Below are 16498 nucleotides of genomic sequence, written 5' to 3'. Positions count from 1 at the left end.
GCTTTTAATTTTTGTTTCAATATTTTCTATTATTTTTTATTTCCGGCCCCACACACGCCCTCCATTACGCCGCCCCCAGGCCCCCTTACGGGGACGCATCCCCGTCCGGGACCGGGCCGCGGCCGCGGTGCGGGCGGAAGCGCTGTGTGCCGGGGAGGACCGAGGACGACTGGCTCCCGGCCGGGCTTCCGGCGCACGCCGGTTTCCTGACTCCACCTTCTGTACGAGAAACATCCGGCCCGGTCTCTCGGAACGGATGTTCCCGGACCCGGACCGCGGAGCTCCGCCGCTGACGTCACGAGGCGATCTCGACGTGGCTGAAAATCGCCCATCGTCCGGCTGCCTGCTGGTCGGCGCTCTCGCCGTCGTGATCGTCGCCGTGATCGCGGTCGTGGTTGCGTTCGCGGTCGTGGTTGCGGTCGCGTTCGTGGCCGTGGTCGCCCGTACCTTGGTGCTGCCGGAGGTCTACACCTGCTGAATCCGCCCCCGCGCCCCCTTTCCCCCCGGATTCGCTCCTGCGTGCTCATTCGTGGTTGGCGACGCTCAAGGTCTTGACGCGATAAGGCTCGGGAGTTGTGCTTAGGGTTCACAAGTTGGAGAAACGTCGGGCTCGCCGCACGGTGGTCCCGGCCGGGGGCGGTCGTCGTGCCGCCCACCGGGGGCAGGAGTGGATGAGTCGATGGAGACTCCGGGATCGCAGACATCTCTGCACCGGGCCAACCTCGAGCGGGTCGTGCGTGCCGTACGCATGGCGGGCTCGCTCACGCAGGCGGAGATCGCGAGAGGCACAGGCCTCTCCGCGGCGACGGTCTCCAATATCGTTCGCGAACTGAAAGACGGCGGGACCGTCGAGGTCACACCCACCTCCGCGGGCGGCCGCCGGGCCCGCAGCGTCTCGCTCAGCGGCGACGCGGGCATCGTCATCGGCGTCGACTTCGGGCACACCCATCTGCGGGTCGCCGTCGGCAACCTCGCCCACCAGGTGCTCGCCGAGGAGTCCGAGCCGCTCGACGTGGACGCCTCGTCCGCAGAGGGCTTCGGCCGGGCGGAACAGCTGGTCAACCGGCTGATCGCGGCGACCGGGATCGGCCAGGACAAGGTGATCGGTGTCGGGCTCGGCGTACCCGGGCCGATCGATGTGGAGTCCGGCACCCTCGGCTCCACCTCGATCCTGCCGGGCTGGACCGGCATCAACCCCAGCGAGGAGCTCTCGGGGCGGCTCGGCGTGCCCGTGTACGTCGACAACGACGCCAATCTCGGAGCACTCGGCGAGCTGGTCTGGGGCAGCGGCCGCGGGGTCCGGGATCTCGCGTACATCAAGGTCGCCAGCGGTGTCGGTGCCGGTCTGGTGATAGACGGCCAGATCTACCGCGGCCCGGGCGGCACGGCCGGCGAGATCGGCCACATCACGCTGGACGAGTCCGGCCCGGTCTGCCGCTGCGGCAACCGCGGCTGCCTGGAGACCTTCGCCGCCGCCCGGTACGTCCTGCCGCTGCTCCAGTCCAGCCACGGGGCCGATCTGACCATGGAGCGCGTGGTCCAGCTGGCCCGCGAGGGCGACCCCGGCTGCCGCCGGGTCGTCGCGGACGTCGGCCGCCACATCGGCAGCGGTGTGGCGAACCTCTGCAACCTGCTCAACCCCAGCCGCGTTGTGCTGGGCGGAAATCTTGCCGAAGCGGGAGAATTGGTTCTCGGACCGATTCGAGAGTCGGTCTCCCGATACGCGATTCCCAGCGCGGCACGCCAGTTGTCCGTCCTTCCGGGGGCGCTCGGAGGCCGCGCGGAAGTGCTGGGCGCACTGGCCCTCGTGCTCAGCGAAATGGGCGATTCGACCCTTCTGGACAGTTCGCTCCCCGTCGGGGCACCTGCCTTCACTTAGATAATGAATGGCACCGTTGTCATCTCGTTAAGGATTTACTCCTTGACGTCGGCCCGAGGGCCGAGTTGACTTCCAGCCACCTCGGCCGCAGCGACGCGGCCTCGTCAGGGAGGTTCCGAAGATGAACATGCGTATGCGTCGTGCCGCCGTAGCCGTAGCCGCGACCACGATGGCCGTGTCCCTCGCCGCTTGTGGCAGCGCCAAGGAGTCGGGCGACAAGACCAAGGAGAGCGGCGCCGCCAAGGGCGACGCGATCACGATCGGTCTGCTCCTGCCGGAGAACCAGACCGCGCGCTACGAGAAGTTCGACAAGCCGCTCATCGAGAAGAAGATCAGCGAGCTGACCAACGGCAAGGCCAAGGTCGTCTACGCGAACGCCAAGCAGGACGCGACGCTGCAGAACCAGCAGGTCGACACGATGATCACCAACAAGGTCGACGCGCTGATCGTCGACTCGGTGGACTCCAAGGCCATAGCCGGCTCCGTCAAGAAGGCCAAGGACGAAGGCATCCCGGTCGTCGCCTTCGACCGTCTCGCCGAGGGTCCGATCGACGGATACACCTCGTTCGACAACGAGCAGGTCGGCCACGTCCAGGGCAAGGCGCTCCTCGGGGCTCTCGGCGCCAAGGCCAAGGACGGCCAGATCGTGATGATGAACGGCGCGATCACCGACCCGAACGCCGCCCTGTTCAAGAAGGGTGCCAAGGCCGAGCTCAACGGCAAGGTGAACGTCGGCCGCGAGTACGACACCAAGGAATGGAAGCCGGAGAACGCCAACGCCAACATGGAGGCGGCGATCACGGCTCTCGGCAAGGACAAGATCATCGGTGTCTACTCGGCCAACGACGGCATGGCGGGCGGCATCATCACCGCTCTGAAGGCTGCCGGCCTCGCCAAGCTCCCCCCGGTCACCGGCCAGGACGCCGAGATCGCGGGCGTGCAGCGCATCGTCGCGGGTGAGCAGTTCATGAGCGTCTACAAGCCGTACGCGCCCGAGGCTGCTGCCGCCGCCGAGATGGCCGTCGCGCTCGCCAAGGGCGAGAAGCTCGACTCCATCGCCAAGTCCAAGACGGACAGCCCGACCACCAAGGGCATCCCGGCGGTGCTCGTCCCGGTCGTCTCGCTGACCAAGGACAACATCAAGGACACCGTCGTGAAGGACGGCGTCTACACCGTCGCCGAGATCTGCACCCCGAAGTACAAGGCCGCCTGCGACGCACTCGGTCTGAAGTAAGTCCCCAAGCCTTACGGGACTTACGCACCCACGAAGCCTGTCCGGTGTCCCGCCCCACTCCAGCCCCCGCTATCGGGGCGGGGCACCGGGCAGAAACGCTTCTTCCCTCTGTTCGCTTTCCCTCTGTTCGCTTCTGCTCAACCTCCGCGCCTGTTCCCCCGGCGCGGCATCCCCGCCGGTCAGGCGGCGAAGGAGATGGTTCACGTGTCCGCTACGCCCGTGTTGGCGTTGCGCGGGGTCTCCAAGCGATTCGGTGCCGTTCAGGCGCTCACCGACGTAGAGCTTGAGGTCCACGCCGGTGAAGTGGTCGCCCTGGTGGGCGACAACGGCGCCGGAAAGTCCACGCTGGTCAAGACGATCGCCGGCGTGCATCCCATCGATGAGGGCGTCATCGAGTGGGACGGCAGCACCGTTCAGATCAACAAGCCGCACGACGCCCAGAACCTCGGTATCGCGACCGTCTACCAGGACCTCGCGCTCTGCGACAACATCGACGTCGTCGGCAACCTCTACCTCGGCCGCGAGCTCCGCAAGCGGGGCATCCTCAACGAGGTCGAGATGGAGCGCCGCGCCCGCGAGCTCCTCAACACGCTGTCGATCCGCATCCCCAGCGTGCGTATCCCGATCGCCTCGCTCTCCGGAGGCCAGCGGCAGACCGTGGCCATCGCCCGCTCGATGCTCGGTGAGCCGAAGCTCGTCATCCTCGACGAGCCGACGGCGGCCCTCGGCGTCGAGCAGACCGCGCAGGTCCTCGACCTCGTCGAGCGGCTCCGCGAGCGCGGTCACGCGGTGATCCTCATCAGCCACAACATGGCCGATGTGAAGGCCGTCGCCGACAAGGTGGCAGTGCTGCGCCTCGGCCGTAACAACGGCGTCTTCGAGGTCAAGACCACCTCCCAGGAAGAGATCATCTCCGCCATCACCGGCGCCACGGACAACGCCGTGACCCGTCGTGCGGCGCGCACCACGGAGGTTCAGAAGTGAACACCGAAAAGACCTCCACCCCCACCGACGTGCCGGTCGTGAACCCGGAGGCCGCCCACGACGCGGTCACCGCGGTCGACCCCCGGCTGCTGGTCCGCGAGCAGGGCTTCGCCGGCTACATCTCGGAGTTCAAGCGCAAGCTCCACGCCGGCGACCTCGGGTCCATCCCCGTCGTCATCGGTCTGATCGTCATCTGCGCGGTCTTCCAGAGCCTGAACTCGAACTTCCTCTCCGCGAAGAACCTCAGCGACATCTCCGTCGCGATGGTCGCCACCGGCATGATGGCCGTCGGCATCATCTTCGTACTGCTGCTCGGTGAGATCGACCTGTCGGTCGGTTCGGTCAGCGGTGTGTCCGGAGCCATCGTCGCCGTACTGAGCGTCACCCACGGGATGAACGAGTGGCTGGCGGTGATCGTCGCGATCGCCAGCGGCGCGGCCATCGGCGCGCTCCACGGCTTCTTCTTCGCCCGGATCGGCGCACCCGCGTTCGCCGTGACGCTGGCCGGTCTGCTCTTCTGGCTGGGCTTCATGCTCCAGCTGCTCGGCGACCAGGGCACCATCAACCTGGACGGCGAAGGCGTGGTCGGCAGGCTGACCACGTACTACTTCTCGGACGTGGCCGCCGCCTACGGTCTTGCCGCGGTCGCAGTGGCCGGGTTCTTCCTGTCGGCATTCGTCGACAACCGCCGCCGTGAGGCCGCGGGCGTCCCGTCCCGGCCGCTCGGCGACATCGTGCTCCGCACGGTGTTGCTCGGCGTGATCGCCTTCGCCGCCGCGGTGATGTTCAACCAGTACCGCGGCCTGCCGCTGGCGCTGGTCCTCTTCCTTGTGGTCCTGGTGCTGACGGACTTCGTGCTCCGCCGCACCACGTACGGCCGCAAGATCTTCGCGCTCGGCGGCAGCGTCGAGGCCTCCCGGCGTGCCGGTATCAACGTCACGGCGGTGCGTATCTCGGTCTTCGCGATCGCGGGCACCTTCGCCGCCATCGGCGGACTGTTCTGGGCCTCCAAGATCGCCGCCGCCAATCAGAGCGCCGGCGCCGGTGATCTCCTGATGAACGTCATCGCGGCGGCCGTCATCGGTGGTACCAGCCTGTTCGGTGGACGCGGCAGGACCTGGAACGCGCTGCTCGGTGTCATGGTGATCGTCTCGATCCAGTACGGACTGTCGCTGCAGGGCATCGCCACCCCGATTCAGTACATGATCACGGGTGGAGTTCTGCTGGCCACCGTGGTGATCGACTCCGTCACCCGGAAGACGCAGAAGACCGCGGGCCGCGCCTGACCGCGGCTCCGCAGGAGTGCCCGGCACCGTTCGCGGTGCCGGGCACCTCTGTGTGTTCACCCGACTGCGTGATGTACATCGCACCGCCCGGCGACCGGCGTCGCGGACGGAACACTAGACTCGACGGACCGGCAAGCTAGACCGCACAACTGCAAGGAGGCACGGGTGGCGCTGCTGACCCGCATCACGGGACCGCGCGATCTGGATCGGCTCAGCCCGGAGCAGCTGGACCAGCTGGCTGCCGAGATCCGGACCTTCCTCGTGGACGCCGTCTCCAAGACCGGTGGGCACCTCGGTCCCAACCTCGGCGTCGTGGAGCTGACCATCGCTCTGCACCGTGTCTTCGACTCTCCGAAGGACAAGGTTCTCTTCGACACCGGCCACCAGAGCTATGTGCACAAGCTGCTCACAGGCCGTCAGGACTTCTCCAAGCTCAAGATGAAGGGCGGCCTTTCCGGCTACCCGGCGCGTGCCGAGTCCGAGCACGACATCATCGAGAACTCCCACGCCTCGACCGTGCTCGGCTGGGCCGACGGCCTTGCCAAGGCCAACGAGGTACTCAAGAAGGACGACCACGTCGTCGCCGTCATCGGCGACGGAGCGCTCACCGGCGGTATGGCCTGGGAGGCGCTGAACAACATCGCGGCCGCCAAGGACCGCCCGCTGGTGATCGTGGTCAACGACAACGAGCGCTCGTACGCCCCCACCATCGGCGGCCTCGCCAACCATCTCGCCACGCTCCGTACAACCGACGGCTACGAGCGTTTCCTGGCCCGCGGCAAGGACATCCTGGAGCGCACCCCCGTCGTCGGGAAGCCGCTCTACGAGACCCTGCACGGCGCCAAGAAGGGCCTCAAGGACTTCATCGCCCCGCAGGGCATGTTCGAGGACCTCGGCCTCAAGTACGTCGGCCCCATCGACGGCCACGACATCGAGGCCCTGGAGTCCGCGCTCGCCCGCGCCAAGCGCTTCGGTGGCCCCGTCATCGTCCACTGCCTCACCGAGAAGGGCCGCGGCTACCAGCCGGCCCTCCAGGACGAGGCGGACCGCTTCCACGCCGTCGGCAAGATCCACCCCGACACCGGACTGCCGATCGCCTCCTCGGGCGTCGACTGGACCTCGGTCTTCGGCGAGGAAATGGTCAAGCTCGGCAAGGAGCGCGCGGACATCGTCGCGATCACGGCGGCGATGCTGCAGCCGGTCGGTCTCGACAAGTTCGCCAAGGCCTTCCCCGACCGGGTCTACGACGTCGGCATCGCCGAGCAGCACGGCGCGGTCTCCGCGGCCGGCCTCGCGACCGGCGGACTGCACCCTGTCTTCGCCGTGTACGCCACCTTCCTCAACCGCGCCTTCGACCAGGTGCTGATGGACGTGGCCCTGCACAAGTGCGGCGTGACGTTCGTACTCGACCGTGCGGGCGTCACCGGCACCGACGGCGCCTCGCACAACGGCATGTGGGACATGTCGATCCTGCAGTGCGTGCCCACCCTGCGGATCGCGGCTCCGCGCGACGCCGACCAGGTCCGCGCGCAGCTGCGCGAGGCCGTCCAGGTCGATGACGCGCCGACCGTTGTGCGCTTCTCCAAGGGCGCGGTCGGCCCGGCCGTGAAGGCCGTCGGCAAGGTCGGCGGCATGGACGTGCTGCGCCACGCCGACGCGGACCGGCCCGATGTCCTCCTTGTCTCCGTCGGCGCGCTCGCGCCGATGTGCCTGGAGATCGCCGGTCTGCTGGACGCGCAGGGCATCTCGACGACCGTCGTCGACCCGCGCTGGGTCAAGCCGGTCGACGAGGCGCTCGCGCCGCTCGCCGAACAGCACCGCGTCGTCGTCACCGTCGAGGACAACAGCCGGGCCGGCGGCGTCGGTTCAGCGATCGCCCAGGCGCTGCGCGACGCGGGAGTCGACGTACCGCTGCGCGACTTCGGCATCCCGCCGCGCTTCCTCGACCACGCCTCCCGCAAGGAGGTCATGGCGGAGATCGGCCTGACCGCGCCGGACATCGCCCGGCAGGTCACCGGTCTCGTCTCCAGGCTGGACGGCCGGTTCGACACCGAGGCGGTCGAGCCCGCCCGCGACTGACCCGTAGCGCCGAAGGGCCGGTTGGTTCACCCTGTATGGGTGGTCCGACCGGCCCATTCGCGTGAAATCCACCCGTACGGAGCCCTCTCGGACCGCCGTTGTCCCAATCATGGCGATCACGACGAGTGCGTGGAGGTACGCCGGTGAGTACGCAGCAGGACACGGGACCAAGCGGAGACGGCCTGTTCCGGACCAAGACGGTCGAACAGTCGATCCGTGATACCGAGGAGCCGGAGCACGCGCTCAAGAAATCCCTCTCCGCGCTGGACCTGACGGTCTTCGGGGTCGGGGTCATCATCGGCACCGGCATCTTCGTGCTCACGGGCAAGGTGGCCAAGGAGACGGCGGGACCCGCGACGGCCCTCGCGTTCGTGGCCGCGGGCATCGTCTGCGCCCTCGCCGCGCTCTGCTACGCCGAGTTCGCATCCACCGTCCCGGTGGCAGGATCGGCGTACACCTTCTCGTACGCCTCGCTCGGCGAGCTGGTCGCCTGGACCATCGGCTGGGACCTGGTCCTGGAATTCGCCCTCGGTACCGCTGTGGTCGCGGTCGGCTGGTCGGGCTATGTCCGCTCGCTGATGGACAACGTCGGCTGGCACATGCCCGCCGCGCTCTCCGGGCCCGATGTGGCGGAAGGGTTCGGCTTCGATCTCCTGGCCTTCCTGCTGGTGCTGCTTCTCACGGTCATCCTGGTGCTCGGCATGAAGCTGTCCGCGCGGGTCACGGCGGTCGTGGTCGCCATCAAACTGACCGTGGTCATGATCGTGATCATCGCGGGCGCCTTCTTCATCAAGGCCGACAACTACTCGCCCTTCATCCCCCCGGCTCAGCCGACGCCCTCCGGAGGGGGCTGGAACGCCCCGCTGGTGCAGCTGATCTTCGGCTACGCGCCCACCAACTTCGGCGTCCTGGGCATCTTCACTGCCGCCTCCGTCGTCTTCTTCGCCTTCATCGGCTTCGACGTGGTGGCCACCGCCGCCGAGGAGACCAAGATCCCGCAGCGGGACATGCCGCGCGGCATCCTCGGTTCGCTCGTGATCTGCACCGTGCTCTATGTCGCCGTGTCGCTGGTGGTCACCGGAATGCAGCACTACACAGAAATGTCGGTGAGCGCTCCGCTCGCCGACGCCTTCAAGGCCGTCGGGCACCCTGTCTACGCCGGAATCATCAGCTTCGGCGCCGCGGTCGGCCTGATCACGGTGTGCATGATTCTGCTGCTCGGTCAGACCCGGGTGTTCTTCGCGATGAGTCGCGACGGACTGCTGCCGCGGTTCTTCTCCGTCACGCACCCGCGCTTCCGCACGCCCTACCGGCCGACCATCCTGCTCGGCGTGATCATCGCGATCATCGCGGGCTTCACCAGCATCAACGAGCTCGCGACGCTGGTGAACATCGGCACGCTCTTCGCGTTCGTCGTCGTCGCCCTCGGCGTGATCGTTCTGCGCCGAACCCGGCCCGAACTGCACCGCGCCTTCCGCACCCCCTGGGTGCCTTTCCTTCCGATCGTTTCGGTGGCCGCCTCGGTCTGGCTGATGCTCAATCTGCCGGCCGAGACCTGGCTACGGTTCGCCGTCTGGATGGTGCTGGGCTTCCTGGTGTACTTCCTGTACGGCCGGAGCCACAGCCGTCTCGGCCGCCTCGGTTCCGAATCCGAGTACTGAGCGCCTTCTTGCCCGGATCGGTTCTCCCCCGGCCTCGTACGTCCTGCTCCGGCAGTGGCTGCGGGGCCGGACATTGTTCCTTCCCGGGTTTGACGGAGCGTTGCGCTATCTGCGTCTGCCCGGCGGCAGCACGGTCCGTGGGCCCACGCACTCCGCGCCGTACGCCTCGACCCGCCGACACAGCTCCCGGTCGGCCGTGACGACGACACACGCCCGGTCCGCCTCCCGCTCCGCCACAAGCTCCACGATCCGGTCGTCGCCGCTGCCGGGCGCCGACTCCACCCGCACACCGGGCACGGACTCCACCCCCTTGGCGGCGCCCTCCACGACGAGCACCATCTCGACGGGACCGGGCCACCCCGGAATCCCGTCACCGGCAAGGCCGACGAGCCGGTCCCTGAGCCGCTCGGCCGCCCCGCGCCGGTCCCGCCACCAGCCGTCGGGCACCGAGCCGACCACATTCGCCCCGTCGACGATCACCAGCGTCCGCATATCAGCAGGATGACAGGCCGTCGGACAGACGGCAGCCCCGGCACCGAAAGACGGTGCCGGGGCTGCCGGGGCTCGCGATCAGGCGTTACGCCGGGACGCTCGCCACGCCCTGCGCCAGGAACGTCTTGCCGTTCACACGCTCGGAAACACCCTCGCGGTCCAGGTACGGCGTGATGCCGCCCAGATGGAAGGGCCAGCCGGCGCCCGTGATCAGGCAGAGGTCGATGTCCTGGGCCTCGGCCACGACACCCTCCTCCAGCATCAGACCGATCTCCTGCGCCACCGCGTTCAGGACGCGGTCGCGGGTCTGCTCCTCGGTGAGGACGACATCGCCCTGCTTGAGGAGCGCTGCGACCTCCGGGTCCAGCTCCGGCTTGCCGGAGTCGTAGACGTAGAAGCCGCGCTTGCCTGCCTTGACGACCGCGGCCAGGTTCTCGGAGACCGTGAAGCGCTCCGGGAAGGCGCGGTTGAGGGTCTCGGAGACATGCAGGCCGATCGCCGGGCCCACCAGCTCGAGCAGGACCAGCGGCGACATCGGCAGACCGAGCGGCTCGATGGCCTTCTCGGCGGTGGCTACCGGGGTGCCCTCGTCGATGACGTTCTGGATCTCGCCCATGAAGCGGGTCAGGATGCGGTTCACGACGAACGCCGGGGCGTCCTTGGTGAGAACCGCGGTCTTCTTCAGCTTCTTCGCGACACCGAAGGCGGTGGCGAGCGACGCGTCGTCCGTCTTCTCACCGCGGACGATCTCCAGCAGCGGCAGGACCGCCACCGGGTTGAAGAAGTGGAAGCCGACCACACGCTCCGGGTGCTGGAGCTTGGAGGCCATCTCGGACACCGACAGCGAGGAGGTGTTGGTGGCGAGGATCGCGTGCGCCGGGGCGACCGCCTCGACCTCCGCGAACACCTGCTGCTTGACGCCGATCTCCTCGAAGACGGCCTCGATGATGAAGTCGGCGTCGGAGAAGCCCTCGGCCTTGTCCAGCACACCGCTGACCAGACCCTTGAGGCGGTTGGCCTTGTCCTGGTTGATACGGCCCTTGCCGAGCAGCTTCTCGATCTCGGCGTGGACGTAGCCCACACCCTTGTCGACGCGCGCCTGGTCGATGTCGGTCAGCACGACCGGCACCTCGAGGCGGCGCAGGAAGAGCAGAGCCAGCTGCGAGGCCATCAGACCGGCGCCCACGACGCCGACCTTGGTGACCGGGCGGGCCAGGGACTTGTCCGGGGCGCCGGCAGGGCGCTTGCCGCGCTTCTGCACCAGGTTGAAGGCGTAGATGCCGGAGCGCAGTTCGCCACCCATGATCAGGTCGGCGAGCGCGGTGTCCTCGGCGTCGAAGCCGGCCTGCAGGTCACCGTCCTTGGCGGCGGCGATGATGTCCAGCGCGCGGTACGCGGCCGGGGCGGCGCCGTGCACCTTGGAGTCGGCGACGAAGCGGCCGCGCGCCACGGCGTCGTCCCAGGCCTGACCGCGGTCGACCTCGGGCCGCGCGACAACGATCTCGCCCTTGAGCACGGACGCCGTCCAGATCAGCGACTGCTCAAGGAAGTCGGCGCCCTCGAAGATCGCGTCGGCGATACCGAGCTCGAAGACCTGCTTGCCCTTGAGCTGCTTGTTCTGGTTGAGCGAGTTCTCGATGATGACCGAGACGGCCTTGTCGGCGCCGATCAGGTTCGGCAGCAGTGCGCAGCCGCCCCAGCCCGGGACGAGACCGAGGAAGACCTCGGGCAGCGAGAAGGCGGGGATCGCCTGGGAGACGGTGCGGTACGAGCAGTGCAGACCGACCTCGACACCGCCGCCCATCGCCGCGCCGTTGTAGTACGCGAAGGTGGGGACGGCCAGCGCCGAGAGGCGCTTGAAGACGTCGTGGCCGCCCTTGCCGATGGCGAGCGCGTCGGAGTGCTGCTTGAGCAGCTCGACGCCCTTGAGGTCGGCGCCGACCGCGAAGATGAACGGCTTGCCGGTGATGCCGACGCCGACGATCGTGCCCTCGGCCGCCTCCTTCTCGACCTGGTCGACGGCGGCGTTCAGGTTCGCCAGCGACTGGGGGCCGAAGGTGGTCGGCTTGGTGTGGTCCAGGCCGTTGTCCAGCGTGATGAGGGCGAACGTGCCCGCGCCGGAGGGGAGGTCGAGGTGGCGTACGTGCGCCTGCGTGACGACCTCGTCGGGGAAGAGCTCGGCGGCGCCCTTCAGGAGTTCGGTGGTGCTCACTTGGTGCCTCCGTCGAAGTGCGGGTTCTCCCAGATGACCGTCGCGCCCATGCCGAAGCCGACGCACATGGTGGTCAGGCCGTAGCGGACGTGCGGCTGCTCCTCGAACTGGCGGGCCAGCTGCGTCATCAGGCGGACACCGGAGGAGGCCAGCGGGTGGCCGTACGCGATGGCGCCGCCGTACTGGTTGACGCGCGCGTCGTCGTCCGCGATGCCGTAGTGCTCGAGGAAGGCCAGCACCTGGACGGCGAAGGCCTCGTTGATCTCGAACAGGCCGATGTCGTCGATCGACAGACCCGCCTTGGCGAGGGCCTTCTCGGTCGACGGGATCGGACCGTAGCCCATGACCTCGGGCTCGACACCGGCGTACGCGAACGACACGAGCCGCATCCTGACCGGCAGACCCAGCTCGCGCGCGACGTCCTCGGAGGCGAGGAGGGAGGCGGTGGCGCCGTCGTTGAGACCGGCGGCGTTACCGGCGGTGACCCGGCCGTGCGCGCGGAAGGGGGTCTTCAGGCCCGCGAGCGACTCCAGGGTCGTGCCCGGACGCATCGGCTCGTCGGCCGTGGCCAGGCCCCAACCGGTCTCGCCCGCTTCCGCGTTGGTGCGACGTACGGAGACCGGCACCAGGTCCTGCTGGATCTTGCCGTTGGCGTACGCCTTCGCGGCCTTCTCCTGCGAGCGCACGGCGTACTCGTCGGTGCGCTGCTTGGTGATGGTCGGGTAGCGGTCGTGCAGGTTCTCGGCGGTCATACCCATGAAGAGGGCGGACTCGTCGACGAGCTTCTCGCTCACGAACCGCGGGTTCGGGTCGACGCCCTCGCCCATGGGGTGACGGCCCATGTGCTCGACACCGCCGGCGATCACGACGTCGTACGCGCCGAAGGCGATGGAGCCGGCGGTCGTCGTCACGGCGGTCATCGCGCCCGCGCACATGCGGTCGATGGAGTAGCCGGGGACGGACTGCGGCAGACCCGCGAGGATGCCGGCGGTGCGGCCGAGGGTGAGGCCCTGGTCACCGATCTGCGTGGTCGCTGCGATCGCGACTTCGTCGATCTTGGCGGGGTCGAGGTCCGGGTTGCGGCGCAGCAGCTCCCGGATCGCCTTCACGACGAGATCATCGGCCCGGGTCTCGTGGTAAATGCCCTTCGGGCCCGCCTTGCCGAACGGGGTGCGGACGCCGTCGACGAAGACGACGTCCCTGACGGTACGAGGCACGATGGCTCTCCTCCAGGGTGCGGGATGGCGCTGCTGCGGGCACGCGCCTAAGCGCGCGCTTCCTCCGCTCATGCTACTTGCGGGTAACCACCCTGCCCACCCCCTGCGCCGGGAGCGGCGAACGTCACACGGAGGGGTGGGCGGGGGCTCCGCCCTCGGACCCCCGCGCCGCAAGCGCCGGCGGGGCTGGAGTTTCCCGCCCAGTGGGGCTGATATTTCCGCCGGTCGGCCCGAAGATTCAGGCCGACCGGCGGAAATCAAACCCTCCCGGCGACTGAGGACACACCCGAAGGGTGTACCGGGGGTCCGGGGGGCAAGCCCCCTTCGCGGCGCAGCCGCACATGAACACAGGCGGGAAGAGGCGGGTAGGGGAAGGCCCGCCGCAGTCGTCAGGCCGTCGCCGTCAGCGCACGCGCAAGGAGCGGGGCCACCAGCTCGACCTGCCAGGCGCGCGCACCATGGCCCGCCAACGCCTCCGTCACCGCGGCCACCGTCGCCTCCGCCGGCGGCTCCCAGCAGACCCGCCGCACCGTGTCCGGCGTGATCAGGTTCTCCTGCGGCAGATTGAGCTCCTCCGCGAGTGCGGAGACCGCAGCGCGTGCCGCGGAGAGCCGGGCCGCGGCCGCCGGGTCCTTGTCCGCCCAGGAACGGGGCGGCGGCGGACCGTTCAGCGGCTGGCCGGGCTGCGGCAGCTCCGGGTCGGGCAGCGCCTTGGCCCGGTCCACGGCCGCTTGCCACTGCTCCAGCTGACGCCGTCCCATCCGGTGGCCGAAGCCGGGCAGTGCGGTCAGCGCCTGGAGGTTCGCCGGCACCGCGAGCGCCGCCTCGACGATCGCGGAGTCGCTCAGCACCTTGCCCGGCGACACATCGCGTCGTTGGGCGACCTTGTCACGGGCCGTCCACAGCTCCCGTACGACCGCCATCTGACGGCGGCGGCGCACCTTGTGCATCCCGGACGTACGACGCCAGGGGTCCTTGCGTGGCGGGGCCGGCGGTGCCGCGGCGATCGCGTCGAACTCCTGGCGGGCCCACTCCAGCTTGCCCTGTCGGTCCAGCTCCTTCTCCAGAGCGTCGCGCAGATCCACCAGCAGCTCCACATCGAGCGCGGCGTAGCGCAGCCAGGGCTCGGGCAGCGGGCGGGTTGACCAGTCGACGGCCGAGTGGCCCTTCTCCAGGGCGTAGCCGAGTACGGACTCGACCATCGCGCCGAGCCCGACCCGCGGGAAGCCCGCAAGCCGCCCGGCCAGCTCGGTGTCGAAGAGCCGGGTCGGGATCATGCCTATTTCGCGCAGGCACGGGAGGTCCTGGGTTGCCGCGTGCAGGATCCACTCCGCACCGGCGAGCACCTCGCCGAGCCCCGAGAGGTCGGGGCAGCCCACGGGGTCGATCAGCGCGGTGCCCGCGCCCTCGCGCCGCAGCTGTACGAGATAGGCCCGCTGGCCGTACCGGTAGCCGGACGCGCGCTCGGCGTCGACGGCGACGGGGCCGGTACCCCTGGCGAAGGCGTCGATCACTTCGGCGAGGGCATCGTCGGTGGCCACCACCGGTGGAATGCCTTCACGGGGCTCCAGCAAGGGAATCGGCGCCGGTTCGACGTCGTCCGGGGGAGCGCCCCCGGTGGTTCGCAGTGCTGTCTCTGCTGCGGTCTCTTGGGCGTCGGTCACGTGTCAAGGGTATCCGTCAACGGACGGCGCCCGTCGACGGAACGTTCCGTCGACGGGCGTGAAGAAATGTAGAGCGTTCAGTGGATGATCCCGGTGCGCAGAGCGACGGCCACCATTCCGGCTCGGTCACCGGTGCCGAGCTTGCGTGCGATGCGGGCCAGGTGGCTTTTGACGGTCAGTGCGGACAGGCCCATCGAGACGCCGATCGCCTTGTTGGACTGGCCCTCGGCGACCAGGCGGAGCACCTCGACCTCGCGGCCGGAGAGCTCGCGGTAGCCGCCCGGGTGGCTCGGGGCACCCGGGGGGCGGCGGTGCATCCGGTTGGCCGCGGCGCCGATGGGGGCGGCCCCGGGGCGGGTCGGGTGCCCGATGTTCGTACGCGTACCGGTGACGACATAGCCCTTGACGCCGCCCGCGAGGGCGTTTCGCACGGCGCCGATGTCGTCGGCGGCGGAGAGGGCCAGGCCGTTGGGCCAGCCCGCGGCTCGGGTCTCGGACAGCAGGGTCAGCCCGGAACCGTCGGGCAGGTGGACGTCGGCCACGCAGATGTCGCGCGGGTTGCCGACGCGGGGGCGGGCCTCCGCGATGGACGACGCCTCGATCACGTCACGCACTCCGAGGGCCCACAGGTGGCGGGTGACGGTGGAGCGGACGCGCGGGTCGGCCACGACGACCATGGCCGTCGGTTTGTTCGGGCGGTAGGCGACCAGGCTTGCGGGCTGCTCGAGAAGAACGGACACCAGGCCTCCTGGGAAGGTACGGGACGGAGCCGGCTCGGGGAGGAAGCCGGGGCGAACCGTGCTTGAAGGGTCACGAACCTCTTCGGCACCAAACCCGCCCGCCTTTAGAGAATGATCACGATTTGGTGAGTAACAATTGGGGCAATTCGGACGAGTGATCGATCATCCTACGAGCGAGCCCGTCCCGGATCACGAAGCACGCACGCATCACGAGCATCCCGAGCATCGAGCTGCGACTGCCGAACTGTGACTGCCGACCTGTGACCCCCGGGGTCAGTCTCCCGGGCCGCGCCCCGGGTGCGGACTACGGCTGCTGCGGACCGCGCCGCTGTGGCAACGACACCACGCCCGTCGCCGAGTCCGCCGTACCGGCCGACGACGGCGGCAGCCCGGCGACCTGACACAGCAGATCGCACCAGGCCGCGAAGTGTGCCGCCGAGTCCGGGACTCCGCCGGCACCCTCCCGCGGCGTCCACGAGGCCCGGATCTCGATCTGCGTCACCGGCTGTCGCTCGGAGAGTCCACCGAAATAGTGAGACCCCGCGCGGGTGACGGTCCCGCTCGGCTCCCCGTACGACAGACCGCGCGCCTCCAGAGCGCCCGTCAGCCACGACCAGCAGACCTCGGGCAGCAGCGGATCGGCCGCCATCTCCGGCTCCAGTTCCGCGCGTACGAGTGTCACCAGCCGGAAGGTGCCCTGCCAGGCGTCATGGCCGGCCGGATCGTGCAGCAGGACGAGCCGGCCGTCCGCCAGATCGTCGTCGCCGTCGACGACCGCGGCCTCCAGGGCGTACGCATGCGGGGCGAGGCGCTGCGGCGGGCGCGTCGGGTCCACCTCGATCTCGGGTCGCAGTCGCGCGGCCCGCAGTGCATCGACCGCCTGCCGGAACGCGCGCGGGACAGCATTCCCCTCCGCGCTGTCCGCATCGTCAGCGCCATTGGAATGATCGGAAAAATGTCCCTGAGCCGCAGCCATGCGGGGAAGAGTAGGCGGAACGGGGGCTTCGCGCAGGGAGGGACACCCGGCCCGGGGCGGCCACTTCAGGTGTA

Annotated in this window: 13 protein-coding genes; 7 read left to right on the top strand and 6 right to left on the bottom strand. The window is 69.1% G+C overall.

From position 1 onward, the window contains the following. Nucleotides 1-313: 313 nt before the first annotated feature. The 7 genes from AB0D12_RS32800 to AB0D12_RS32770 all read left to right on the top strand — a co-directional run bounded on the left by AB0D12_RS32800 (nucleotide 314) and on the right by AB0D12_RS32770 (nucleotide 9123). Nucleotides 314-478, top strand: coding sequence for a hypothetical protein (locus tag AB0D12_RS32800; protein ID WP_362691060.1), 165 nt, complete (start codon nucleotides 314-316; stop codon nucleotides 476-478). Nucleotides 479-679: 201 nt separating this feature from the next. After that, nucleotides 680-1879: an ROK family transcriptional regulator gene (locus AB0D12_RS32795; protein WP_362691057.1), complete on the top strand. Its 1200-nt coding sequence runs from the start codon at nucleotides 680-682 to the stop codon at nucleotides 1877-1879. Between the two features lie 121 nt (nucleotides 1880-2000). Continuing rightward, nucleotides 2001-3113 carry a substrate-binding domain-containing protein gene (locus AB0D12_RS32790; protein WP_362691054.1) on the top strand — a complete coding sequence of 371 codons (1113 nt, stop codon included), beginning with the start codon at nucleotides 2001-2003 and terminating at the stop codon, nucleotides 3111-3113. Nucleotides 3114-3308: 195 nt separating this feature from the next. Next, nucleotides 3309-4097: an ATP-binding cassette domain-containing protein gene (locus AB0D12_RS32785; protein WP_327326654.1), complete on the top strand. Its 789-nt coding sequence runs from the start codon at nucleotides 3309-3311 to the stop codon at nucleotides 4095-4097. Further along, nucleotides 4094-5383 (top strand): sugar ABC transporter permease, encoded by a 1290-nt coding sequence (locus AB0D12_RS32780; RefSeq protein ID WP_362691050.1) that lies wholly within the window; start codon nucleotides 4094-4096, stop codon nucleotides 5381-5383. Before AB0D12_RS32785 ends, AB0D12_RS32780 begins: the two co-directional genes overlap by 4 nt. A 165-nt stretch (nucleotides 5384-5548) precedes the next feature. Beyond that, nucleotides 5549-7462 (top strand): 1-deoxy-D-xylulose-5-phosphate synthase, encoded by a 1914-nt coding sequence (dxs, locus tag AB0D12_RS32775; RefSeq protein ID WP_362691047.1) that lies wholly within the window; start codon nucleotides 5549-5551, stop codon nucleotides 7460-7462. A 143-nt stretch (nucleotides 7463-7605) separates the two neighbouring features. Further along, complete coding sequence (locus AB0D12_RS32770; RefSeq protein WP_362691044.1) at nucleotides 7606-9123, top strand: amino acid permease; 1518 nt, start codon at nucleotides 7606-7608, stop codon at nucleotides 9121-9123. Between the two features lie 105 nt (nucleotides 9124-9228). Here AB0D12_RS32770 and AB0D12_RS32765 read toward each other — a convergent pair whose 3' ends face one another. The 6 genes from AB0D12_RS32765 to AB0D12_RS32740 all read right to left on the bottom strand — a co-directional run bounded on the left by AB0D12_RS32765 (nucleotide 9229) and on the right by AB0D12_RS32740 (nucleotide 16424). Continuing rightward, a complete protein-coding gene (locus tag AB0D12_RS32765; protein WP_362691041.1) occupies nucleotides 9229-9615 on the bottom strand; it encodes an NTP pyrophosphohydrolase in 387 nt (128 codons plus the stop codon). A gap of 85 nt (nucleotides 9616-9700) precedes the next feature. Further along, nucleotides 9701-11827, bottom strand: a complete 2127-nt coding sequence (locus AB0D12_RS32760) for a 3-hydroxyacyl-CoA dehydrogenase NAD-binding domain-containing protein (protein WP_362691038.1) — start codon at nucleotides 11825-11827, stop codon at nucleotides 9701-9703. After that, nucleotides 11824-13044, bottom strand: a complete 1221-nt coding sequence (locus AB0D12_RS32755) for an acetyl-CoA C-acyltransferase (RefSeq protein ID WP_362691035.1) — start codon at nucleotides 13042-13044, stop codon at nucleotides 11824-11826. The genes AB0D12_RS32760 and AB0D12_RS32755 overlap by 4 nt, the downstream gene beginning before the upstream one ends. A gap of 389 nt (nucleotides 13045-13433) precedes the next feature. After that, nucleotides 13434-14708, bottom strand: coding sequence for a ribonuclease D (locus AB0D12_RS32750; RefSeq protein WP_362691032.1), 1275 nt, complete (start codon nucleotides 14706-14708; stop codon nucleotides 13434-13436). A 77-nt stretch (nucleotides 14709-14785) separates the two neighbouring features. Further along, a complete protein-coding gene (locus tag AB0D12_RS32745; protein ID WP_005310513.1) occupies nucleotides 14786-15448 on the bottom strand; it encodes a response regulator transcription factor in 663 nt (220 codons plus the stop codon). A 304-nt stretch (nucleotides 15449-15752) separates the two neighbouring features. Then, entirely contained in the window at nucleotides 15753-16424 is a 672-nt protein-coding gene (locus AB0D12_RS32740) for a DUF3000 domain-containing protein (RefSeq protein WP_362691029.1), read from the bottom strand. Nucleotides 16425-16498: the final 74 nt, after the last annotated feature.

The sequence above is a fragment of the Streptomyces sp. NPDC048479 genome (genome assembly GCF_040651435.1).
Lineage (GTDB): Bacteria > Actinomycetota > Actinomycetes > Streptomycetales > Streptomycetaceae > Streptomyces.
The sequence above is the reverse complement of the archived record's forward strand: the minus strand, read 5'-3'. Positions and strand labels throughout refer to the sequence as shown.

Excerpts from the sequence above, each read along its gene's own strand:
- AB0D12_RS32795 (WP_362691057.1), top strand. The coding sequence starts at position 680 with ATGGAGACTCCGGGATCGCAGACATCTCTGCACCGGGCCAACCTCGAG.
- AB0D12_RS32790 (WP_362691054.1), top strand. The coding sequence starts at position 2,001 with ATGAACATGCGTATGCGTCGTGCCGCCGTAGCCGTAGCCGCGACCACG.
- AB0D12_RS32785 (WP_327326654.1), top strand. The coding sequence starts at position 3,309 with ATGGTTCACGTGTCCGCTACGCCCGTGTTGGCGTTGCGCGGGGTCTCC.
- AB0D12_RS32765 (WP_362691041.1), bottom strand. The coding sequence starts at position 9,615 with ATGCGGACGCTGGTGATCGTCGACGGGGCGAATGTGGTCGGCTCGGTG.
- AB0D12_RS32740 (WP_362691029.1), bottom strand. The coding sequence starts at position 16,424 with ATGGCTGCGGCTCAGGGACATTTTTCCGATCATTCCAATGGCGCTGAC.